Here is a 22,802-nt window from a genome sequence, read left to right on the forward strand (position 1 = left end):
TGCGTTGCGGCTGGTTTGCTTCTGGTTGCGCTGATTCGAGCGCCAGAACCGCCAGTCGTTCGGAATGATTTACTAAATCCGGCAAATGCTGCTGGAGCGCAAGCTTGCTTGTCGACTAAAATCCGGCTTCCAATCCTTGCGGATCGCTTTCCGTCCGACGGCAAGCCGACAGAACCGCTCGCTCCGCTTCCGCGCAACGCATCGAATCATGAATCCAGGCGTCATCTACGCATTCTCGGCCTTCGCCATCTGGGGGCTGTTTCCGATCTACTTCAAGGCGCTGCATTCCATTGGCGCGGTCGAGATGCTGGCGCACCGGATGACGTGGTCGATGCTCTTCCTGCTGGTCGTGATGACCCTGCGCCGTCAATGGCGATGGCTGGGTCCGGTGCTGCGCGACAGGCGCCTGCTGGCGCGCTTCGCCGCCAGCGCCGTATTGCTGTCGGCGAACTGGGGCATTTATATCTGGGCGGTCAATGACGGCCGCATCGTGCAAGCGAGCCTCGGCTACTTCATCAATCCGCTCGTCAACGTGCTGTTCGGCATGGCCTTCCTGCATGAGCGGCTGCGGCCCGTGCAGTGGGTCGCCGTGACCGTCGCCGCGCTGGGCGTCGTGTGGCTCACCTGGGTGAACGGCGCGCCGCCGTGGATCAGCCTCGCGCTGGCGCTGACCTTCGGCGGCTATGGGCTGCTGCGCAAGACCGCTTCGCTCGGCGCGCTGGAGGGCTTGACGCTCGAAACCATGCTGCTCTGCCCCGTGGCGCTGTTGTATTTGTTCTTTCTGAACACGCATGGCGGCAGCGGCTTCGGGCAGGCATCGACCGGCGTGAAGCTTCTGCTTGCCGCGGCGGGCCCGGTCACCGCCGTGCCCTTGTTGCTGTTCGCGGCCGGCGCGCGGCGCATTCCGCTGTCGATGCTCGGCCTCATCCAGTACATCACGCCGACGCTGCAATTGCTGATCGGCGTCGCCATCTATCAGGAGTTTTTCGGCCGCGACCAGCTGATCGGCTATGGCGCGATCTGGGCCGCGCTCGCGTTGTACTCGCTGGAAGGCTTCTACCGGGCGCGCGCAGCCCGCCTGTGAACGCGCGCCGCGTGCGCTTCAGCGCAATGCATCGCCATAGCGATACTCGGCCGTCGCTTCATCGAGTCTGGCCTTGATGTCCGAATCGATAGGCTGATCGACGGAGGCAAGCGTTTCGGTCAGTTGCTCGGGCCGGCTCGCGCCGATGATCGCCGACGTCACCGCCGGATTCGCCAGCACCCACGCGAGCGCCGTGCTCGCGAGCGAGCGTCCGGTCGGTGCGACGATTCCGTTGATCGTCTCGATCGTGTGAAATTCGCGCTCGTGCCAGTAACGCTGCGTGTACATGGCGCCGGCCTTGCCGACGGTGTCGCTGAAACGACCTTCGCCCGGCCCGGCGCCAAAACTGTGCTTGCCGGTCAGCAGACCGCCCGCGAGCGGGTTGTACGGAATCACGGCCAGACCTTCCTCCGTCGCGAGCGGCAGCAGTTCCCGCTCGATCTGGCGAAACAGCAGGTTATAGCGCGGCTGCACCGACACGAATCGCGCGCGCCGCCCGACATCCGCGCGCCCCAGCGCACGCGCCAGCCGATAAGCCAGAAAATTCGACACCCCGATATAGCGCGCCTTGCCTTGCCGCACGATGGTGTCGAGCGCTTCGAGCATTTCGTCGAGCGGGGTATCGCGGTCGTCGTTGTGCAGCTGGTAAAGATCGACGTAATCGGTGTTCAGGCGCTTGAGCGACGCGTCGATGGCATCGAGCAGATGCTTGCGCGACGCGCCCTGTTGCCACGCGCGCGGCCCCATCTCGTGAACCGCCTTGGTGGCGAGGATGAAGTCGTCACGCCGTCCCTTCAGCCAGCGTCCGACGATCTCCTCGGTGCGGCCGGCGAGATCGTGGCTGCTGCCGAGCGGATAGACATTCGCCGTGTCGATGACATTGACGCCCGCCTCGGCGGCGCAGTCCATGATGCTGCGCGACACGTCCTCGCCGGTCTGGAGGCCGAAGGTCATCGTGCCGAGCGTAAGACGCGAGACGGTGAGCCCGGTGTTGCCGAATTTGCCATATTGCACGGTGATGCTCCCGAAAATGGATGATCCGATCAGACCGACAGCTTAGCCCGTCCGACGCTCAGGCATTGCGGGCGCCGGCGCGGGGGGAAGGCGTCGCGGGCGGCGTGCCGCGCGGCGCCGCTTCGAGGCGGCGGAACACGAGGCACGACAGCAGCGTGACCATGCCCATGCACGCGAAACTCAGACGGAACCCGGTCGAGGTGGAGAACGGTCCCTGGAACACCTGCACGAGCGAGCCGCCGATCGACACGCCCAGGCCGATCGCCAGCATCTGCACCATCGAGAACAGGCTGTTGCCGCTGCCCGCGTCCTTGCTCGACAGGCCCTTGAGCGTGACGCTGTTCATCGCGGCGAACTGCATCGAATTGCATGCGCCGAACAGCGCGAGAATCGCGATTTCGACGGCGAGCGGCAGGGAAGGCGAGAACAGCGCGCACGCCATGATGGACGCGCCGACGAGCGCCGTGTTGACGAGCAGGAAGGTGTCGTAGCCGTAGCGCTTCACGAGCCCAGGGATCCAGCGTTTGCTGATGGTGCCGGCAATCGCGATGGGCAGCATCATCAGGCCCGAGTGCAGCGGACTGTAGCCGAGTTCGAGCTGCATCAGCAGCGGCAGCAGGAACGGCACGGCAGCGGAACCGATCCGGCAGACCAGGTTGCCCACCAGCCCGACGCTGAAGTTGCGCTCGCTGAACAGCCCGAGATGAAACAGCGGGTTGCGCTTGCGCCGTGCATATGGGATATACGCCAGCGCCGACACGACCGAGAGCGCGAACAGGGCCGCCGAGACGGCGCCGCGATGCGTATCGACAGGAGAATCCAGCGCCAGCGAGAACGACACCATGCACAGCGACAGCAATCCGCAGCCGACGAAGTCGAACGGCGGCACGTCGTGAACTGCGTCGTTCGGCAGAAAGCGCTGCACGGCGTAAATGCCGAGCGCGCCGATCGGCACGTTGATGAGGAAGATCCAGTGCCACGAGAAGGATTCGACGAACCAGCCGCCGAGCGTCGGGCCGAGAATCGGGCCGATCTGGCCGGCGACGGAAATCATCGCGAGCGCGGAGACGTAGGCTTCCCCCGACACCGCGCGCAGCACGGCCAGGCGTCCGATGGGCAGCAGCATCGACCCGCCGATTCCCTGCAGCACGCGCGCCAGGACCAGTTGATTGAGGGTGTGCGCGCTCGCGCAGGTGAGCGAGCCGATCACAAACAGCGCAATCGATACCGAATAGACCAGACGGGTGCCAAAGCGGTCCGCGAGCCAGCCGGAGGCGGGCGTCAGGAGCGCCATCGTCAGCGTATAGGCGACGACGATCGCCTGCATCGCGAGCGGCGCGGCATGAAGACTGCGGGCGATCGACGGCAGCGCCGTGTTCACGATGGTCGTGTCGAGCGTCTGCATGAAGAAGCCCACGGCGACGATCCATAAAAGCGCCGTGTGCGAAGACTGTCTGGTCATGTGGGGAGATGAGGCTGAAACGGCGCGTCATCGAAAGGGCGGCGAAAGGCCGCTTCCTGCGCGCACTGTGACATGTTAGTGAATCGGGGCGTCATCGGGAAGCCCGCTGGCCGCATTGACTGCAATCGGATTTGGCGATCACAATGGCGCATGCTCAATCCGGTCTGGCTGACAACTTTCGCGACAGTGGCCGCGTCGCACAGCTTCACCGACGCCGGGCGGCAACTCGGGCTGCGGCAGTCGAGCGTCTCGGAGCACATCCGGCGTCTGGAGGAAAGTGTCGGACGCCGGCTGTTCGTGCGGGACACGCATTCGCTGGCGCTCACCGCCGACGGCGAAGCCATGCTGATCCACGCCCGCGTCATCCTCGAGGCGATGGCGCACGCGCAGTCGCAGTTCAGTTCGCCGCGGCTGCGCGGGCGGGTGCGGCTGGGTTCATCGGACGATCTGGCGCTCGGGCCGCTGCCCAGCGTGCTCGCCGCATTCCGGGATACGCATCCTGATGTCGAGCTGGAAATCACCATCGGCATGACGGGCAGGCTCTATCAAATGGTCGATGCCGGAGAACTGGATCTCGCGGTCGGCAAGCGGCGCCTCGGCGACCCGCGCGGCACGCGGCTGTTTTCCGGGCGCCTGGAATGGCTTGCGAAGACCGGCACGGTCGTGGACACGAGCCAGCCGCTGCCGCTGATCCTGGTGGCGGAACCGAGCGTCACGCGCGGACTTGTGCTCGACACGCTCGCCATGACGGGCGCGAGCTGGCAGATGGTCTGCACCAGCAGCAGTCACGCGGGATGCATTGCGGCTGCGCGCGGCGGGCTCGGACTGACCGTCCGCTCGCACTTTCTGGCGGCGCGCGGTCTGGCGCCGCCGGTGAACCGCACGGAGTTGCCCGTTTTGCCGGAAGTGGAATTCATCGTGTTCGGCTCGAAACATCCGAGCCGTCCGGCCGAAACCTTGCTACAGCTTCTGCAGGACAGCGACCTGCGCGGGAAATGGGATGGCGAATGAGCAGATGACCAGCACAAGGCAACGGCAAGTGGGTGATGCCCTTGTCACGACCCGCCGTCCCGGATGGCCGGCGACAATTTGTTCTTATATAGTGTGCGGCGTTTGACGTAGCCCTCCACGACGTGTTCCGCCTTATACGCTCTCTTTGTTCCGCTCCGTGGCGCCTGCGCGCCTGCCTCGCGACGATCATGCTCGCGGCCTTCGGTCACGCGCATGCCGCGGCCTATGTGACGAAGCATTGCGATGATCTCGAGGGCAAGCACGTCCCTGCATCCATCATCGGTCTGCCGACGCGCGGCGCGACCATCGTGTCGGCGTGGGTCGTGAAGGCGGCGGCGCCGGGCAACCGCAACGGCGAATACTGCCGCATCACCGGTTTCATCAAGGCGCTGCAGGACACGACACCGGACATCCGCTTCGAAGTGAACCTGCCGAGCCGCTGGAATGGCCGCGCATTGCAGATGGGCGGCGGCGGCTACAACGGGACCATTGTGTCCGGCACCGAGCCGATGCCGTTCGCGCCCGATTCCACGCCTCTGGCGCGCGGCTATGCGACCTTCGGCTCGGACTCGGGGCACGTGGGCAACTCGGGGCGCGCGGACTTCGCAATCAACGATGAGGCGATCGTCAATTTCGGCTTCGGGCATCTGAAGAAAACCCGCGACGTGGCGCTCGCACTGATCCAGATGGGCTATGGCCGCACACCGGAAAAAACCTATTTCGCGGGAGGCTCGACGGGCGGCCGCGAAGGCTTCACGGTGATCGAGCGCTTCCCGAACGACTATGACGGCGTCATCGCCAACGCGCCCGCGATCAACTTCTCGGGCGTGCGGCTGATGGGCGTGAAGGTCGGACAATCGTCGTATGCGAAGCCTGGTGGTTTCGTCGGACTGGCGCAGCAGCGGCGCGTGTTCGAGACCGTCGTACACGAATGCGACAAGCTCGACGGCGCCGCGGATGGCATCGTCAGCAATGTCGAGGCATGCAGGAAACTGGAGCCGCAGATCATTGCGTCATTGCGCTGCACGAACGGGCAGCGTCCGTCCCTGCGCGACAGCTGTCTGTCCGATGCGCAGATCGACACGCTCGAAACCTTGCGCGACGGACTCACGCTGCCCTATGCGCTGGCCTATAACGTGGTCCGGTATCCCGGCTACAACGTGTTCCAGGGCGTCGATTTCACGAGCGCGCTCGGCCTCGGCGATTCGCCTACGTTGCTCAGTCCGCCGACCTTCGCCGCGAACGGCTACCTGTTCGCGCAAGGCGATGCCTATATCCGTTACTTCGTCACGCGCGATCTGTCCTTCAGCGGGCTTGCGTTCGATCTCGACAATCCGGGCCGCTTCAAGCAGCGTCTGACGACGCTCGCCTACACGGTCGGCGCGATGAATCCGGACTTCTCCGCGTTCATCGCGCACGGCGGCAAGCTGATTGCGATGCACGGCCTTTCTGACGAAGTCATCAGCCCGAACCAGACCATCGCGTTCTATCGCGACCTGATCGAGCATTATGGCCGCGATACCGTCGAATCCTTCATGCGGCTCTACATGGTCCCGGGCTTTCAGCACGGCAATGGCGTGTTCATTCCTGAATGGTACGAACTCGTCGCGCTGGAAGAATGGTTGAGCAAAGTCGTAGCGACGGAGACGCTCGTAGGCAGCGACATCGCGCCGGCCACCAATGGCCGGACGCGCCCGATATGCCGTTATCCGAACTATCCGCGTTACATGGGGAAGGGCAGCATCAACAGCGCGGCGAGCTTCCGTTGCGTCGAGCCTTGAAGGGCTCAGGCGAGTATGCGCTTTATGACGCGTTCACCGGGCCTGTTGCGATGCGCGGCCAGATTTTCGCGAGCCAGCGCGCGGCGCGTCCGTGCATGACGCCGCGATACGAGGTCAGCGATACCTCGACCGCGTGTGCGCTTTCCGTTGATAGCCAGACACGCTCGCCACGCGACAGGCGCACGACATCGCCTGCCTTCAGCCAGTAATCGTAGGGATCCTGATGACGCGTGAGCCACACCGATGCAGAGGCGACGCGCAATTCGGCGTCGCGCGACAGACGCCATGACACCGTCCGGTGCGGATGAACCTCGATGAAGACCACGATGCGCGTCCCGTACGATCCGGCCGCGCCGATGCGGCCCGACGCGACACCGTGGCCGACGCCCTGACATGCGGAATCCTGCGACAACTCTTCCATGCTGCTCTCCAGTGAGTGTGCCGGAGACGGAAGCCTTGCACGCAAAAACAAGAAGGCCCCGTCTTGCGGCGGGGCCTTCGGAACTCATTGCTGCCTTGTGCTTGCTCTTTCGCTAGCGCACACGCTGTTCCGTAGACCCGCCACGAATGGCGTTCATACGGTTTTTAATCGCAGCGGTGAGGAGCGTGAGGGCGGCGTGCATGAGTTGCAGTATCGTGTGGCGCAAGCTGACTTGTCAACCGTCGCGATGACAGCCACATCAAAGAACCCGGAGCAGGCCAGGCCTGCTCCGGGTTCGAGACACCGCTGACTTACATGCCGGTGTAGCCCTGCGGTCGCGTGCTGTTGCGCTTCGCGACATCCGCATTGGTCGAGACGACATATTGCGGCGACTCGGTCAGCGTCAGCGTGACTGCACCGTTCGAATACGGCACGCTCGATACGTTGCCCATCGCGTCGATCAACTGCACCGTGCCGCTGGAGCCGGCGGCATCGACATTGAGCTTGTAGCTCGTGCTGTACGTGCTGCTGAAGCTGCCGTTGGACGCGGGCCATACCGAGTTGTTATGCGTCCACAATGCGGTAATCACGCGGCCGTTGTTCAGCTGCTGGAACGAGTACGCATACACGCCGGACGGCAGGCTGTTCACCGGACCGAGGGTCGTGGTGCCGTCGAGCACGCGGGTCATCGTGGCGACTTCCATCGCGGCCGGCTTCGGGCTGATGTTGGTCGTGCCGAACTCGGCCTGCGGATGATCGAGGTCGAAGAACGTGCCATAGCCCGCCTCGCCCGGGAAGTCCGGGCCGAAGAACACGTAGGTCTGGTCCGCGCCTTCGCCCAGCAGGATCAGATGCGTGCGCGCAACCACGGCGCCCTGCGCGAACAGGATGTTCGGCGTCGGGTAGTTCGGGCCGTAGCTCGAACCCACGTCATAACTGATGCCCGTTTCCGTGACGAACAGCTTCATGTTCGGCTTGTAGTCCTTCGCCATTTCCGCGCGCAGGTTGCGCATTTCGTTGAGCAGCGAGTTGGCGGCGTCGGCGGGATTCGGGTCGGTGTGATGACGCTCCGGCGGATGCGAGGGCGACGTGCCCGCGTCGTAGTAACCGTGCGTGGCGATGCCGTCGAGATACTGCGCCAGACCGAGCGGCGCCAGACGTTTCAGGCGGTCGGTCGTCAGCGACGGGAACGGCTCGGCCGGACCCATCACGACCGCGTGCGGATCGCCGGCATGCAGCCCTTCGTACGTGCGCTGATACAGCGCGACGAAGTTCTTGTCCGTGTCCTTCCACTGGATGTACGGCTCCCACGTGACCTGGTAGTAGTTCGCCGACATCGTCGGGTAGTACTTCGCGCGGATCGCTTCGGTTTCCTGGCCGACGCGTGTCATGTAGTCACGGTAGTAGCCGAGATCGTTCGGGATATAGCCGTAGTCCGGATTCAGGCCGTGCATGCTGGCCCAGCCCGGCAGGCCGTCGAGACGCACGAGACGCATGACCTTGCCCGACGTGTAGAACGGGTCGAGGTTGTTGGCGGTCGGCTTGAACGTGTAGCGGCCATTCGGCTCCATCACGTTCATCTGGCGGTCGTCGATGGTCGAGGTGATGCCGAGCGCCGACAGCATCGTGCCGTTGTCGTTGAAGCCCTGCATCCCGAAGCGGTGCTGCTCCTGCTTCGCATACGTGACGGCGGGAATCGCGCCGGAGACGTCCGGGATCACGCCGAAGGTCGCGATGCCGTTCGGCCGCGTGCCCGAGGTCTGCACCTGGCCGCCGCCGTTGGCGAGCGTCGCCGACACGGCGAAGTAACCGGCGAGGTTCGAGCTGCAGGTGAGGGTGGTCGTCGTGGCCGCGGCGGGCGCCGCGAAGCTGCCGCTCGCGACCGTCTTGCCGAGCGCGTCGGCGATGGTCCACTTGAGCGTATCGGCCGAGCCGGGGCGCGTGGTGATCGCCACCTTGAACCTGGTATTGATCGCGAACATGCGCGAGCCGTCGGAGCCCGGTGTGTCGACAGTGATCTGGCCGCTGCCGCCCGATGCCGATGAAACCGCAGGAGAAGCACACGTGAGACGCAGATTGGCGGCCGCGTTGGCGACGGCTTGCGCGGTCACGGCGGCATCGCTCGCGAGCGCGGCGTTCGCCGCTGCGGTGCCGGAAGCGCCGGCCGCCGCGCTGCCGGATGCACTGGCGCTTGCCGCGCCGGCCGTGCCGGCTGCGCTGGTCGAAGCAGGCGAGTTGCCGTCACCGCCGCCGCCACAGGCAGCGAGCGCCAGCGCGAGCGTCGAAAGCAGGAAAGGATTCTTGATCATCGTGTCATACGCACAGGAACCGGACGCGCAGCAGTGCGCTCCCGGCGATGCCAGCGGCATCGGGAGTTGTTGACGGAAAGGCAGGGAAAGGCACGAAGCCATCCGGCCAGAGCGGAGCGGCGCACCGCGCTAATCGGTTCGAACGCCGACGTCCGGAGTCGGGACGCAAACGTCCGCTTCGCTTGTCGAACGACAGGCGAAGAATGATGCGGACGAAACCACCGGGAATGCGCCGGGCGCTGCCAGGCGTACAGCAGGTTCGCTGGCAGAAACGCACACTGGACACAGTGCGCGCGAACATTGGTAAGACATGCTTCGGATCGAATCCTACTAGGAAAGACTCGTTACAGTGAGTAATAGCGAGTAATGACTTGTAACGTATGATTAATAAGTTAATCATCACAAGAAACGCGCGGCCCCGTCTGTCTTGCCGATGCGCGCCGGACGGTTTAAGTTGGACCCCACTAAAAAAATTTTCAGGAGGACGTCGTGGCATACCTGTTACTCATCGTCGAACCCGTTGAACAGCGTGGCCAGCGCAGCCAGGAGGAGGGGCGGGAAGCCTATCGGCAAATGGTCGAGTTCGCCGACGACCTCAAGGCCCGCGGCGTGTTGCGGGCAGTGGAATCGCTGACTTCGCAGAAGGAGGCGGCACGCGTGTCGACGGCGCATGGCGATACGCGGGTGGTCGACGGGCCGTTCGCGGAAGCGAAGGAAATGATTGGCGGCTTCTTTCTGCTCGACTGCGAAACACAAGACGAGGCTGTTGCCATTGCCGCCGAATGTCCCGCTGCTGCGTGGTGCACGGTCGAAGTTCGCAAAACCGGGCCCTGCTATTTTTGACCGGGTGTTTTCCCGCATCCAGTCAATTTTTTCGATAGCACCCATGTCGATTCTGACGCGCACGGTTCGTCGTGGTGATTGAACGGCCGCGCTTTCAATCTGGAGACCCACACGATGCACAAGCAGATTTTCGTGAACCTGCCGGTCCGCGATCTCAAACGATCGATGACGTTTTTCAAGGCGCTCGGTTTGAGCTTCGACGCGACCTTCACCAACGACGATGCCGCGTGTCTCGTGATCGGCGAAAACATCTACGCCATGCTGCTCGTGGAAAGTTTCTTCAAGACGTTCACGGAGAAGCCCATCGTCGATGCGAGCACGAGCACCGAAGTGCTGGTGTGCCTGTCATGCGAAAGCCGGGCGGAGGTGGACGAACTGGTGGCGAAGGCGCTGGCCGCGGGCGGTCGGGCGCCGCGCGAGCCGCAGGATCACGGCTTCATGTATGGCCACGGCTTCGAGGATCTCGACGGACACATCTGGGAACTGGTGCACATGAACCCGGAAGCCGCGTGAGCGGGCCGGACAAGCGCGGCGCGGTCGCGGACGATGCGGCCCGGCGCGCCATCGACGCGGTGTGGCGCATCGAGTCGGCGAAGGTGATTGCGAGCGTGGCGCGCGTGGTGCGCGACGTCGCGCTCGCCGAGGAACTGGCGCAGGATGCGTTCGTCGCGGCGCTGGAGCACTGGAGCGAGACGGGCGTGCCGGAGAAACCGGGGGCATGGCTCATGACGACAGCAAAGAACAAGGCGCTCGACCGGTTGCGGCAGCATGCGTTGCACGCACGCAAGCACGAGGAATATGGACACGATCTCGAGGCGCACGAGGGCTACGTCACGCCCGATTTCGTCGATGCGCTCGGCGCCGCGCGCGAGGACGACATCGGCGACGACCTGCTGCGGCTCATTTTCACGGCATGTCATCCGGTGTTGTCCGTCGATGCCCGGGCGGCCTTGACCTTGCGGCTGATCGGCGGCCTGACGACCGATGAGATCGCGCGGGCGTTCCTGGTCCCGGAGCCGACGATCGCGCAGCGCATCGTGCGGGCGAAGCGCACGTTGTCGGCGGCGCGGGTGCCGTTCGAGGTGCCGCAGGCGGATGCGCGTGCGGCGCGTCTTGGCTCGGTACTGGAAGTGCTTTATCTGATCTTCAATGAAGGCTACTCGGCGACCGCTGGCGACGACTGGATGCGGCCGGCGCTGTGCGAGGATGCGCTGCGGCTCGGTCGGATACTTGCCGGGCTGATGCCGGATGAGAGTGAGGTTCACGGCCTGGTCGCGTTGATGGAGATCCAGGCGTCGCGGATCCGGGCGCGCGTCGATGGCCAGGGCCGTCCCGTGTTGTTGCCTGAACAGGACCGCAGTCGCTGGGATCCGTTGCTGATCCGGCGCGGGCTCGCTGCCTTGAAGCGCGCCGAAACGCTGGGCGGCGCGCGGGGCGTGTATGCGTTGCAGGCGGCGTTGGCGGCATGTCATGCGCGGGCACCGACAGCCGCGGACACGGACTGGGCGATGATCGTCGCGCTATACGATGTGCTGTTGCAGACGGCGCCGACGCCGGTCGTCGAACTGAATCGCGCGGTGGCCGTGAGCATGGCGTACGGCGCCGCCGAAGCGCTGCCGCTCGTGGATGCGTTGTGTGATGCGCCGGCGTTGAAGCATTATCAGTGGCTGCCCAGCGTGCGGGCGGATTTGCTGGCGCGGCTTGGGCGCAGAGAGGAAGCACGTTTGGAGTTCGAGCGCGCGGCGGCGTTGGCGAAGAACGCCCGGGAGCGGGCGTTCCTGTTGGGGCGAGCGCGGGAAATGGAGTGATGGATGTGGGTTCGGGCCAAACTTGGAGCCGAATTTTTAATTTAACATAAGACAAAATATCTCATTTTCGAGTGTAGGTCCCAAGTTCAAATGTCGTGTTCTGGCTATTTACAGATGTCGGGTTTTAAACGAGCGGCAAGCTGGTGGCTGGGTCGTCCAGCGGGAGCAAGCGATGTCACCGAACCCAACTGTGAGTTTGACCATGCGCGAATGGGACAGGCTGAAGGTGATCGAGGCGGTCGTGCAGACGGGACTCAAGCCCGGCCGTGCGGCTGAGCGACTGGGTCTGACGGTACGGCGGATCGAGCGGCTGGTGACGCGGTATCGCGAGTACGGGCCGCTTGGCGTGGCCTCGGGCAGGCGTGGTCGGCCGGGCTTTGGCGCGCGAGAAGCTTGATGAGTGTCACGGCATCAAGCTGGCCAAGCAGACCGTGCGGCATCTGATGATCGACGCAGGACTATGGGTGCCGCACCGCCAACCGTCTCCCAAGATCTATCAGCCGTGTGCGCGCCGCGCGGGTCTGGGCGAGTTGATCCAGATCGATGGCTGCGAGCATCGCTGGTTCGAGGACCGTGCGCCGCAGTGCACGCTGTTGGTGTACGTGGACGATGCGACCAGTCGTCTGATGCAATTGCACTTCACGGTCACAGAATCGACTTTCGCCTTTTTCGAGGCCACGCGCACGTACGTTGAGCGCTATGGCAAGCCTGGGGCCTTCTACAGCGACAAGTTCATGGTGTTTCACAATGCCACGGCGGGCGGCACTGGCCACAGCACGACGCAATTCGGCCGGGCCATGTTCGAGCTCAATATCGACACGTTCTGCGCCAATTCGAGTTCGGCCAAGGGACGCGTGGAGCGCGCGCATCTGACCTTGCAGGATCGGCTTGGTCAAGGAATTGCATCTACGTGGCATCAGCACGGTGGCTCGCGCCAATGCGTATGCGCCCTGCTTCATGGCCGATTACAACGCGCGCTTTGCCAGGCTGCCCAGGAGCGACTTTGATGCACACCGACCGGTACGAGACGACGAGAATCCGGTGCATGCGTTGACTTGGCGCGAGCCGCGCAAAGTCGCCAAGGCGTTGACGATACAGTACAACCGCGTGCTGTATCTCCTGGCGGATGTCCCGGAGAATGTTAGCGCTTTTTAGGCGTGTAGCGTATAGCGACAAGGCCGGCGTCTTAGATGGGCCTCGTACGAGCTAAGCATTGACGTGCTCTGTGCCAACACGAGCCAGGCCAAGGGGCACGTGAAGCGCGCCGACTGGACATTACAAGACCGGCTGCTCAAGACGCTTCGACTATGTGGCATCGGCACATGAGAGTAAGCCAATGCATATGCGCCCTCCTTCATCGCTGATTCCAATCGCCACTCTGGCTGGCCACCCAGAAGCGAGCACGATGCGCATCGACCGGTGCGCGACGAAAAAGATCTCCGCCGGCGCTCGAAGCGTCTCGGCGGGTGCAGATCAAACGTGATGGTCGTCGTGCTTGCAATGCACCTTCGCGTACGCATCGCGGCAAACAGGTTCGAGCCTTGATTACAAGGCAGACGTGCCACATAAAGGCGGCTTCGACACCCCACCATGGCTGGACCTATCAGAACCTCCAGCCTGGCACTACCGGCTCGATTATTGTTTGAAGATGCTTGATCAAAGCCGCGAATTTGCAACCGAGTGCCCCGAAAAAGCCTTAAAAAGGTGCAAACCGCCACTGAGTTTATTTTCGGCCGGCAACGCCCTGGCGTACCTCCGAAAATCAAGCCCGCTCCCTGTTTTTGTTCTTGAATGGTTTTCCTTTTGCGGGATGGCTGAGCCCCCGGCGGCCCGCGTGATTTACCGGTGTGCGCGACGGACGGCATGTCGAGGCGCACGCGGCGTCCCGGACCTTCGAATCTGAAACTGAGGAGACGGCAGTGAGAGTAAGAACCCTACCCGACCACGGCAAGACGATCGAGCCTTCGACGGCACCGCGCACGCCGGAGGTCAAACAACGTCGTCACTTGCGCCCACGCCTGAAGTCTTATTGGTTGACCGGCGCCGTGCTGATCGTTGCGATCGCGCTGTGGCAGGCAATATCGATGGCCGGCGTCTTCCCCGCGTTCGCGCTGCCTTCGCCGGTGGCCGTCTGGCAGGCCTTCACCGACATTTCGCGCAACGGCTACGGCGGCCAGTCGCTGATCGGCGACATCCTGATCAGTTGCTTTCGCATCATCGTCGGCTTTGTCGGCGCTATCGCGATCGGCGTGCCCGTCGGTCTTTTGATGTCCCGCAGCAAGATCGTTTTCGACATCATCGACCCGCTGCTGCAGTTCATCCGTCCCGTGCCGCCGCTCGCCTATATCCCGCTTCTGGTGGTGTGGTTCGGCATCGGCGAATTGCCGAAGGCCATTCTGATTCTCGTCGGCACCATCCCGGTCATCATCATCGGGACCATGTCGGGCGTCAAAAGCACGCCGCCGCTGCGTATCGCCGTGGCTCGCACCCTCGGCGCCACCAACGCTCAAATCTTCCGCAGGATCGTACTGCCTTCAGCGATGCCCGAGATCTTCACCTCGATGCGTGTGGGGATCGGCGTGGCCTGGACCTGCCTCGTCGCCGCCGAACTGATCGCCGCCAGCAGCGGGCTCGGCTGGCTCGTGCAGTTCGCCGGGCAGGCGCTGCAGGTGGCCGTCGTCATCGTGGGCATCATCGTGATCGGGGTGATCGGCTACGCCATGGAACTCGTGATTCGCCAACTCGAAAACTGGATCGTGCCCTGGCGCGGCCACGACTGACATCAACACCATCCAAGGAGACCAGACATGAAGACGAGACGCCCGAAGCAAGCCATGACCGCCGCCCTCTTGATGGGCACCGTGCTCTACGCCGGCGCCGCCGGGGCACAGAGCAAGCCGCAGGTCATCATCGGCTACGAGGACAACGGCGCCGACCCCTACATGGTGTCGATGGCGGAGCACCTCTTCGAACGTCACATGAATGCGGATGTCGAGTACAAGCTCTTCAGCTCGGGACCGGCGGCCATGAGCGCGCTGGCCTCGAACAGCCTGTCGTTCATGTGCGGCCTCGGCGTACCGCCGCTCGTCACGGCGATCGCGCAGGGCTTGCCGATGACGATCGTGTACAACCAGGAACGGTATACGAACGCTGCCGGCATCGTGGTCAAGTCCGACAGCGGCATCCGCGACGTCGCGGGCCTGCAGGGCAAGAAGATTGCGATCGTCGCGGGCTCGCAGGCTTCCTTCGAACTGGCGACGTTCCTCGCCGAGGCACACGTTCCCTACACGTCCGTGACCCAGATCAACATGGCGCCGCCGCAGATGCGCACCTCGTGGGTGACGGGCTCGATCGACGCCGCCATCGTCTGGGATCCCGTGTTCAGCGCGTTGCGCGCGGCCGGCGGCAAGGCGATCAAGACCGACGGCGATCTGCCGCGCAGCGCGTCCAGCTACAACGTCTGTATTGCCAACGCGGACTGGGCGAAGGCGCACCCGGATCTCGTGCGCGGCTTCGTCGCCGCGCTCGACGAGGGCTATCAGATCACGAAGAAGGACCCGGACAAGGCCATCGCCGAGATGGCTCGCCAGACCGGCGTCACCGTGGATGTCGCGAAGAGCGAGCTGGCGGGTTACGAGCTTTTTTCCGGCACCGATCAGACCACGCCGAACGTCATGGGCTCCGGCGCCGGCGTGAAGACCTCGGCCACGTATGAAACGCTCGTGAATACCGCCAAGGTGCTGAACTCGATCGGACGCATCCAGACGGTGCCGGCCAGCTTCGAGGTCAATGTCGCTCCGCAGTATTCGCAATCGCTGGCTCACTGAGGTGCTGCATCGACGTGCCGCATCGGATCGCTGAATCGTGCCGCTGAGGCGCTGAACACCTGCTCGCCAACAGGAGATGGACTTGACTATCCTGATCGATTCGCTTTACAAGACCTTCGGCGGAACCTCCGCCCTCGAGAACATCAATCTGCAGTTCCAGAGCGGCGAATTCGTCACCGTGCTCGGGGCTTCCGGCTGCGGCAAGACGACCTTGCTGCATCTGCTGGCAGGTCTGACATCGCCCTCTCGTGGCAGCATCCATATCGACGGCGAAATCAAGGATCGGCCCGGCGAAGATCGTGTCGTCGTGTTCCAGCAGGCCGGATTGTTCCCGTGGCTCAACGTCGAGGAAAATATCGAGTTCGGCCTCTCGCTTCACTCGGTTTCCAAGGCCGAGCGGCAGAGGGCCTCCGCCGACATCTTGCGCACCATCGGCCTCGAAAACTTCGCGCGGCACAAACCCTATGAACTATCCGGCGGGATGCAGCAGCGTGTGGCGATCGCTCGCGCACTCGTCATGAAGCCCAAGGTCCTGCTGATGGACGAGCCCTTCGGCGCGCTGGATGCGCAGACACGCAGCGCCATGCAGACGTTTCTGACTTCGCTTTGGGACCAGTTGCATTGCACGATCGTGTTCATCACGCATGATATCGATGAAGCAATCCTGCTCGGGACGCGGCTCGTCGTGCTGTCGTCACGACCCGGGCGGGTCGCGCTGGATGTGCCGATCGAACTCGAGCGGCCCCGCACGCCGCAGTGTGCCTTCGATCCGCATTTTCTCGAGTTGAAGAAGCAGGCGATGGGGATTCTGGCGCATTGAAGGGGTGCCCGAAATCCGAATCCAGCATGGATTACGGGTTGTCGGAAAACTGCCGTTTGCCCCCTCCCTATGCGCATCTTCGACAGGATGCGCCTGGACTGGGAGACGCCGCCGTCAGTGGGTGAGCGACTTGCCGGCTGCGGGGCGAAGCTCGTTCGAGCAATGTTGCCGCGTCACGGCTTATGCCGATCCACCCGTCACGCGGTTTTACCCGGCGCCGGGTCGTCCTGCGAGCGCATCAGCACGTCCAGCACCTCACGCGCGGTGTTCTCGGAATGCTCGCGCAAGATGCGCGCGAGGCCGGCATGTGCCGTGTCCTGCAGCGCCGCAAGGATTACCTCGTGTTCGCTGGCCAAGTCCGCCCAGCGCAAGCTATCGGCGTTGGCCGCGCCGCGCGCGCGATGCACCTTCGCCATCAGCGTCGAATACCCATTCGCGAGCACTGGATTGGCGGCGGAATCTTCCTTTTCGTCAATACGCGCGCCAGCCGGGAACTCGCCCTCGTCGATCGTCACGCGCAGGCGCGGCAATTTCCGCCGCCATGTCGCGTGATGTCCGTCGACGGGGGGCGCGCCGCTGCAACCCGCGCCACGCCTCCTCAATTCACGAACGGCAGTTTGAGGTCGCGCGATTCGGTCAGCATCGACACCGTGATCTTGCGCACCTCCAGCTTGCTCTGCGTGATGTGGGCACGCAGCAGCATCGCCGCTTCTCCGCACTTGCCCCGCTCGATGAAGCGCAGCATCTTCGCGTGCTCGTCATACGTCGCGCTGGTGCGATGCGGCTTCAGGAAGTCGAGCCGCCGCACGATGCGGATACGCTCGGTGATTTCACCATGCACGCGCACCATCTCGTCGTTGCCGGATGCGCGCACGATGCCGCGATGGAACTCCTCGTCCATTCTGAACATGGCCACGGGATCGCTCTCGCGCGCCTCGACGGCCACGCACCAGGTTGACTTGAGCGTATCGATGCCGGGATGCGGCGGCGTGGCGCTAGCCAGCTTGTCGAGTGAAGCGGTCTCGAGCACGATGCGCAAGTCGTAAAGCTGGTCGAGCTGCGCAAAATTGATCTCCGAGACTTTCCAGCCGCGCCGGAAGCCTACCTGGAGATAACCTTCGCGCAACAGGCGAAACAGCGCGTCGCGCATCGGCGTGCGCGACACGCCGTAGTAGTGCGCGATGTCCGTTTCGGAGAAACGGTCGCCGGGAAACAGGCGGAAGCTGAAGATGTCCTGCTTCAACTGCTGATACACCTGTTCGGCGAGCGGATTGGCGCTCTGGATGTCGCGCACGACAGCACTGTCCGTCAGTTTGGGCGAATTGATTCGAGGTCTCCGGCAAGGCTTCTCAAGGCGCTTCGATCAGGCTCACATGCGCCGCGACGATGATCCATCCCGCGAACGTGCCCGCCCTGTCGCCGATGCGCGCCCATGTCTGCATCTGGCGCCCGAGCAATGGCGTGGCATCGCTCGTGAATTCGGTGCTCACCGTGGCATGGTCCGGGCCGAACGTCGTCACGACGGTCCGGTGCAGCCGCCGCGAACGCGGCACGGGTGCACACGTCTCGCGCCAGCGGCGGATTTCGTCGCCGCCATGCTGCACTTCGGCAATGCCATATCGTACCGTTTCCGGCGCATGCCAGAACAGCGCGTTCATCGTGCCAACGTCGTTGTCGACGAGCGCGCGCTCATAGGCGGCGAACGCACGTTCGACCTGCGCCACGGTGTCCGGATGATTCAGTTCCATCAGCCCTCCAGCAGATCGGCCAGCGTCGCCGTCCATCCGACGATCCCGCCCTGCGACCGGATCATCTCGATCGTCGCGGTCTTGAACGCGGGAATGTAGCTGGCCGTCGCGTCTTCGATCAATACGCATTCGTAGCCGCGATCGTTCGCTTCGCGCATGCTCGTCTGCACGCAGACCTCGGTCGTCACGCCGGCGAACACGAGGTGCGTGATGCCGCGTTGCGCCAGTTCCTCGCCGAGCCGCGTTGCATAAAACGCGCCCTTCCCCGGCTTGTCGATGACGATCTCGCCCGCCAGCGGCGCGACCGCGTCGACGATGGCATTGCCCGGCTCGCCGCGCACGAGAATGCGGCCCATCGGCCCGAGATCGCCGATGCGCGCATGCGGCGCGCCGCGCAGGCGTTTCGCGGGCGGACAATCCGACAGGTCCGGCGCATGCGATTCGCGCGTGTGCACGACGAGCCAGCCGTGGTCCCGCGCGTGATCGATAAGGCGCGCGACCGTCGGCACGATCGAGGCAAGCAGGGAGACATCGTTGCCCAGCGCTTCGCCGAATCCGCCCGGCTCGATGAAATCGCGCTGCATGTCGATGACCACCAGCGCCGTATGCGCTGCATCGAACGTGAAGGATCCGGGCCGGGCATGGACAAGGGTGGGCATCGTTCAGCCTCCGTGATGCCGTTCGGGCACCGGGAAACCGCAGGACGTACCGTCCTTCACGACGACCTCCTCTTCCCAGGGCAGGCGATATTCGCCGCGCACCATGTCCTGCATGAACGTGTACGGGCAATCCCGCGCGCCGCCTTTCACGGCCACATAGCCGCGATGCCCGAGCTGATAGATATTGTTCTCGACGCCCCATTGCGTGCGCGCTTCGCGCACCAGGTCGGGACGCAGTTCACAGGTGATGATCTCGTCGGGACGATTGCCGCCTTCCACCATCACGGTGCCGTCGAAATCGCAGAACATGCCTTCGCCCATCGAATCGAACGTGCCGTCGCTGCCGCACAGACACACGCTCGCCGTCTGCGCGAGATTCTGGAATGCGTTCGACTGATTGGTGATCTTCCACGCATGGCGAATGGGCGCGGTGTAGCCCGCTGTGCGCAGGATGATCTCCGCCCCTTTGTAGGCCGCCTCGCGCGCCATCTCGGGAAACATGCCGTCATGGCAAATGATCAGCGAGAGCTTCGCGCCCCGCGGACCGACACACACCGGCACGCCGACGTTCCCCGGTTCCCACGGCTCCACCGGCACCCAAGGATGCAGCTTGCGGTAATAGAGCTGGATCTCGCCCTTGTCGTCAATGACGATGCCGCTGTTATACGGGTTGCCGCCCGGATTGCGCTCCATGATGGAAAAGCATCCCCAGATGCGATGCTCGACGCAGGCGGCCTTGAAGGCCGCCACTTCCGGACCGTCCAGCGAACACATGATGGCGTCGTCGGTGCGCATCGACAGACCATGCAGCATGTATTCGGGGAACACGACCAGATCCATCGCGGGGTTGTTGCGGCGCGCCTTGCCCACCAGCGCCTCGACGCGCCGTGTTTGCGCAGCCAGTTGTTCCGGCGTCGCAACATCGGGATTCTGCAACTGGACCAGACCCACCACGATGCCCTGCGCCGACTTGTTCAATCCACCGAGACCGCTCGAACTCATTGGAAACTCCTTGATGCCGTCATGCATGCACGGCGATGGATTCGGACACATCGCGCCCCGTGCTTTCGACATGCCCCGCCATATGTCTTCCCAGTGCGACGCGATCCGCGCCGCTCGCGGGCGTTTCGTGCACGAGCCGCCCTTCCGCGATCACCACGATACGATCCGCCAGTTCCAGCAATTCGTCCAGGTCTTCGCTGACGAGCAGCACGGCGGCGCCCGCGTCGCGCGCGGCGAGAATGCGCGCATGGATATCCGCGACCGATGCGAAGTCCAGCCCGAACACCGGATTCGCGACGATCAGCACATCGACCGCCTGCCCGAGTTCGCGCGCCAGCACGGCGCGCTGGACATTGCCGCCCGACAGCGTGCCGATGGCACGCGCCGGGACCGGCGGCCGCACGTTGAAATCCGCGATGAGGCGCTCGGCGCGCGCGCGCATGGCGCGCCGGTCGAGCACCCAGCCATGGCGTTTCATCGGCGCGCGATCGAAGTCGCGCAGCGCGAGGTTCTCGGCGATGCTCATGTTCGCGACGCACGCATTGCGCAGCGGTTCTTCCGGCAGCGCGAACAGGCGCAAACGGCTCATCTCCGCGCGCGTCGCGCGATACGGCTCGCCCTTTACGCGCATCTCGCCGGCCTGCACGCGGCGCTGGCCGACCAGCGCTTCGATCAGTTCCTTCTGCCCGTTGCCCGACACGCCAGCGACCCCGAGTATTTCGCCCGACCTCACCGCCAGCGACAGCTCGCGCACCGCCGTGTGCCCACGGTCGTCCACCACACTGAGTGTCGACAGTGCGAGGCGCACGGGCGCATTGTCTTCGCAAGGCTTGCGCGTGGGACGGATCGCGGCCAGCTCCGGATCGTCGACGGCGGCGTCGCCGCCCATCATCCACGCTGCAAGCTGATCGCGGCTCGTGTCCGCCACCGCGCTCGTGCCGACGAGTTTTCCTTTGCGCAACACGGTGACATCGTCCGCGTACGCCATCACCTCGCGAAACTTGTGCGTGATCATCAGCACGGTCAGCTCGCCGCGCGTGGCGAGATCGCGCATCAGACCGAGCACTTCATCGGCTTCTTGCGGCGTGAGAACCGAAGTGGGTTCGTCGAGAATCAGGAAGCGTTGCCGCAGATAAAGCTGCTTGAGAATCTCGAGCTTCTGCTTTTCGCCGGCGGCAAGACCGGACACAGGAGCATCGAGCGGCAGGCGGAACGGCATGGAGCGCATGAAGGCAGCGAGCGCGGCACGCTCCTTCGGCCAGTCGACTCTCCATGGCAGGCGTCCGCGTGCGAGCAACAGGTTCTCCTCCACCGACAAGCCCGCCGCCAGCGTGAAGTGCTGGTACACCATGCCGATGCCGAGCGTCTGCGCATCGCGCGGCGATACGATCTTCACCTGCCGCGCATCCGCGATGATCTCGCCGTCGTCGAGCAGCCCGTAGCCGACCAGGCCCTTCACGAGCGTGCTCTTGCCCGCGCCGTTCTCGCCGAGCAGGGCATGCACGGTGCTCGCGCGCACCCGGAGCGTCACGTCGTCGAGCGCGGTAAATGCGCCGAAACGCCGGGTCGCACCCAGCACTTCGACGCCCATGGCCCGGGTCTGGGCAGTCACAGGATTCATGATCAGCGTCCGAGTGCGGCCAGCAGCGCCCGCGAATGCGAGACCGCGCCGAATACGCCGCCCTGCATCAGCACCATGTTGAGGGCGGCGTCGTGATGGCCCTGATCAGTGGCGCCGCAGCAGTCCGCCAGAATCGTGCATTCGAAGCCGCGGTCGTTGGCCTCGCGCATCGTCGTGTGAACGCATACGTCGGTAGTGATGCCGGTCAGCACCAGATTGACGATGCCGCGCGTGCGCAGGATCAGTTCGAGATCGGTGGCGCAGAACGAGCCCTTGCCGGGCTTGTCTATGATGATCTCACCGGGCATGGGCTTCAGCTCATCGATGATCTCCCAGCCCGGCTCGCCGCGCACGAGGATCTTGCCGCACGGTCCGTCATCGCCGATGCCGATACCGTCCGTCCCCGCGCGCCGGCTTCTCCAGCGCTTGTTGGCGGGCAGGTCCGAGAGATCGGGCCGATGCCCCTCGCGCGTATGGATGATCGTGAAGCCCTGCTCGCGCATCAGGTCGAGAACGTTCCTGATCGGCCCGATCGGCGCGCGCGTCAGAGAGAGCTCATAGCCCATCTTGTCGACGTAACCGCCGATGCCGCAGAAATCCGTCTGCATGTCGATGATGACGAGCGCGGTATTGTCTGGGCGCAGATTGCCGTCATACGGCCACGGATAGGGGCGTGCTTCGATGAACCGGGTCATGTGCTTGGCTCCATGCAGAGAATTCAACGGGTAAGACTGAGTTCGCCGGGGGCGCCGGCCAGCGTGCGGTCGGGCCGGCAGTTGACGATCATGATCGCGAGGGTCAGCACGTACGGCGCCGCGTTGAACAGGTAGTAGCCGCTCGTCACGCCGATCGCCTGCAACGCGGGACCGAGCGCGCCCGCTGCGCCGAAGAGCAAGGCGGCCCACAGGCAGCGCAAGGGCTGCCAGCGGGCGAAGATGACGAGCGCGACCGCCATCAGGCCTTGTCCGCTGGACAGGCCTTCGTTCCAGCTTCCCGGGTACACGAGCGACAGATACGCACCGCCGACACCCGCGAAGAAGCCGCCGACGGTCGTCGCGAGAATGCGCACGCGCGTGATCGGATAGCCCATTGCGCGCGCGCTTTCCGCGTTCTCGCCGACCAGCCGCAGCGCCATGCCCCAGCGCGTGTGACGCAAGCCCCATTGCAGTGCGAACGCTAGCAGCACGCCGATGATGAACAGCGGGTTGATATGCAGCGCGTTGTGCAGTTGCGGCGAAGCGGTCCACGCGCCGAGGTCGATGGACGGCAGCATCGGCGCCTGCGGTTCGATGAACGGCTTGCCGAGATAGAACGCGAGGCCGGTGCCGACCAGCATCAGCGCGATGCCGAAGGCAATGTCCGACACGCGCGGCAGCGAGCACACGAGCTGTC

The 22,802-nt window shown here is 64.2% G+C and carries 22 protein-coding genes and 1 pseudogene; 11 read left to right on the top strand and 12 right to left on the bottom strand.

All coding sequences use genetic code 11. The annotated features are described in order from the left end of the window. The first annotated feature begins 208 nt into the window (after nt 1–208). Entirely contained in the window at nt 209–1,084 is an 876-nt protein-coding gene (gene rarD, locus QCE69_RS06885) for an EamA family transporter RarD (RefSeq protein ID WP_309916102.1), read from the top strand. An 18-nt stretch (nt 1,085–1,102) separates the two neighbouring features. On the opposite strand, the gene QCE69_RS06890 is transcribed toward rarD, so the two are convergent. Both QCE69_RS06890 and QCE69_RS06895 read right to left on the bottom strand, forming a co-directional pair. Continuing rightward, nucleotides 1,103–2,098: an aldo/keto reductase gene (locus QCE69_RS06890; RefSeq protein ID WP_309930036.1), complete on the bottom strand. Its 996-nt coding sequence runs from the start codon at nt 2,096–2,098 to the stop codon at nt 1,103–1,105. 58 nt (nt 2,099–2,156) lie between these two features. Then, nucleotides 2,157–3,560 carry a DHA2 family efflux MFS transporter permease subunit gene (locus tag QCE69_RS06895; RefSeq protein ID WP_309916108.1) on the bottom strand — a complete coding sequence of 468 codons (1,404 nt, stop codon included), beginning with the start codon at nt 3,558–3,560 and terminating at the stop codon, nt 2,157–2,159. A gap of 150 nt (nt 3,561–3,710) precedes the next feature. Between QCE69_RS06895 and QCE69_RS06900 the strand changes: the two genes are divergently transcribed. Then, the gene (locus QCE69_RS06900; protein WP_309808284.1) at nt 3,711–4,571 is read left to right on the top strand and encodes a LysR family transcriptional regulator; all 861 of its coding nucleotides are present in this window, start codon (nt 3,711–3,713) and stop codon (nt 4,569–4,571) included. A 188-nt stretch (nt 4,572–4,759) separates the two neighbouring features. Next, nucleotides 4,760–6,352 carry a tannase/feruloyl esterase family alpha/beta hydrolase gene (locus QCE69_RS06905; RefSeq protein WP_409021170.1) on the top strand — a complete coding sequence of 531 codons (1,593 nt, stop codon included), beginning with the start codon at nt 4,760–4,762 and terminating at the stop codon, nt 6,350–6,352. Nucleotides 6,353–6,374: 22 nt separating this feature from the next. Here QCE69_RS06905 and QCE69_RS06910 read toward each other — a convergent pair whose 3' ends face one another. Continuing rightward, nucleotides 6,375–6,773, bottom strand: a complete 399-nt coding sequence (locus QCE69_RS06910) for a DUF2917 domain-containing protein (RefSeq protein ID WP_309916114.1) — start codon at nt 6,771–6,773, stop codon at nt 6,375–6,377. 311 nt (nt 6,774–7,084) lie between these two features. Continuing rightward, nucleotides 7,085–9,082, bottom strand: coding sequence for a hypothetical protein (locus tag QCE69_RS06915; RefSeq protein ID WP_309916117.1), 1,998 nt, complete (start codon nt 9,080–9,082; stop codon nt 7,085–7,087). Nucleotides 9,083–9,571: 489 nt separating this feature from the next. On the opposite strand from QCE69_RS06915, the gene QCE69_RS06920 reads away from it, so the two are divergent. From QCE69_RS06920 to QCE69_RS06955, 8 genes and pseudogenes are all read left to right on the top strand, one after another. Next, nucleotides 9,572–9,925 (top strand): YciI family protein, encoded by a 354-nt coding sequence (locus tag QCE69_RS06920; RefSeq protein WP_309916120.1) that lies wholly within the window; start codon nt 9,572–9,574, stop codon nt 9,923–9,925. A gap of 114 nt (nt 9,926–10,039) precedes the next feature. Beyond that, nucleotides 10,040–10,438, top strand: coding sequence for a VOC family protein (locus tag QCE69_RS06925; RefSeq protein WP_309916123.1), 399 nt, complete (start codon nt 10,040–10,042; stop codon nt 10,436–10,438). Further along, the gene (locus tag QCE69_RS06930; protein WP_309916126.1) at nt 10,435–11,733 is read left to right on the top strand and encodes an RNA polymerase sigma factor; all 1,299 of its coding nucleotides are present in this window, start codon (nt 10,435–10,437) and stop codon (nt 11,731–11,733) included. Before QCE69_RS06925 ends, QCE69_RS06930 begins: the two co-directional genes overlap by 4 nt. 172 nt (nt 11,734–11,905) lie before the next feature. Next, nucleotides 11,906–12,130, top strand: a complete 225-nt coding sequence (locus tag QCE69_RS39505; protein ID WP_404987304.1) for a helix-turn-helix domain-containing protein — start codon at nt 11,906–11,908, stop codon at nt 12,128–12,130. Continuing rightward, nucleotides 12,096–12,861: pseudogene (locus QCE69_RS06935) on the top strand (ISNCY family transposase); the annotation flags it as partial. The gene QCE69_RS39505 and the pseudogene QCE69_RS06935, both read left to right, overlap by 35 nt. 719 nt (nt 12,862–13,580) lie before the next feature. Then, nucleotides 13,581–14,513: an ABC transporter permease gene (locus QCE69_RS06945; RefSeq protein ID WP_309930041.1), complete on the top strand. Its 933-nt coding sequence runs from the start codon at nt 13,581–13,583 to the stop codon at nt 14,511–14,513. Between the two features lie 27 nt (nt 14,514–14,540). Further along, nucleotides 14,541–15,560: an ABC transporter substrate-binding protein gene (locus QCE69_RS06950; RefSeq protein ID WP_309930042.1), complete on the top strand. Its 1,020-nt coding sequence runs from the start codon at nt 14,541–14,543 to the stop codon at nt 15,558–15,560. 76 nt (nt 15,561–15,636) lie between these two features. After that, nucleotides 15,637–16,380 (top strand): ABC transporter ATP-binding protein, encoded by a 744-nt coding sequence (locus tag QCE69_RS06955; RefSeq protein WP_309916135.1) that lies wholly within the window; start codon nt 15,637–15,639, stop codon nt 16,378–16,380. Nucleotides 16,381–16,577: 197 nt separating this feature from the next. On the opposite strand, the gene QCE69_RS06960 is transcribed toward QCE69_RS06955, so the two are convergent. The 8 genes from QCE69_RS06960 to QCE69_RS06995 form a co-directional block, all read right to left on the bottom strand. Beyond that, the gene (locus QCE69_RS06960) at nt 16,578–16,910 is read right to left on the bottom strand and encodes an FCD domain-containing protein (protein ID WP_309930044.1); all 333 of its coding nucleotides are present in this window, start codon (nt 16,908–16,910) and stop codon (nt 16,578–16,580) included. Nucleotides 16,911–16,978: 68 nt separating this feature from the next. Then, nucleotides 16,979–17,674: a GntR family transcriptional regulator gene (locus QCE69_RS06965; RefSeq protein ID WP_309916140.1), complete on the bottom strand. Its 696-nt coding sequence runs from the start codon at nt 17,672–17,674 to the stop codon at nt 16,979–16,981. Between the two features lie 55 nt (nt 17,675–17,729). Then, nucleotides 17,730–18,128: an oxalurate catabolism protein HpxZ gene (gene hpxZ, locus QCE69_RS06970; protein ID WP_309916143.1), complete on the bottom strand. Its 399-nt coding sequence runs from the start codon at nt 18,126–18,128 to the stop codon at nt 17,730–17,732. Next, the gene (locus QCE69_RS06975) at nt 18,128–18,787 is read right to left on the bottom strand and encodes a cysteine hydrolase (protein WP_309930046.1); all 660 of its coding nucleotides are present in this window, start codon (nt 18,785–18,787) and stop codon (nt 18,128–18,130) included. Before QCE69_RS06975 ends, hpxZ begins: the two co-directional genes overlap by 1 nt. A 3-nt stretch (nt 18,788–18,790) precedes the next feature. After that, on the bottom strand, nt 18,791–19,789 hold the full coding sequence (locus QCE69_RS06980) for a formamidase (RefSeq protein WP_309930047.1): 999 nt from the start codon (nt 19,787–19,789) through the stop codon (nt 18,791–18,793). Nucleotides 19,790–19,808: 19 nt separating this feature from the next. Next, nucleotides 19,809–21,410: an ABC transporter ATP-binding protein gene (locus tag QCE69_RS06985; protein ID WP_309930048.1), complete on the bottom strand. Its 1,602-nt coding sequence runs from the start codon at nt 21,408–21,410 to the stop codon at nt 19,809–19,811. A gap of 2 nt (nt 21,411–21,412) precedes the next feature. Continuing rightward, nucleotides 21,413–22,105, bottom strand: a complete 693-nt coding sequence (locus QCE69_RS06990; RefSeq protein WP_309916154.1) for an isochorismatase family cysteine hydrolase — start codon at nt 22,103–22,105, stop codon at nt 21,413–21,415. 23 nt (nt 22,106–22,128) lie between these two features. Beyond that, a partial coding sequence (locus QCE69_RS06995) for an ABC transporter permease subunit (protein ID WP_309930049.1) occupies nt 22,129–22,802 on the bottom strand: 674 nt, incomplete at its 5' end.

It is taken from the genome of Caballeronia sp. LZ032 (assembly GCF_031451315.1).
GTDB lineage: Bacteria > Pseudomonadota > Gammaproteobacteria > Burkholderiales > Burkholderiaceae > Caballeronia.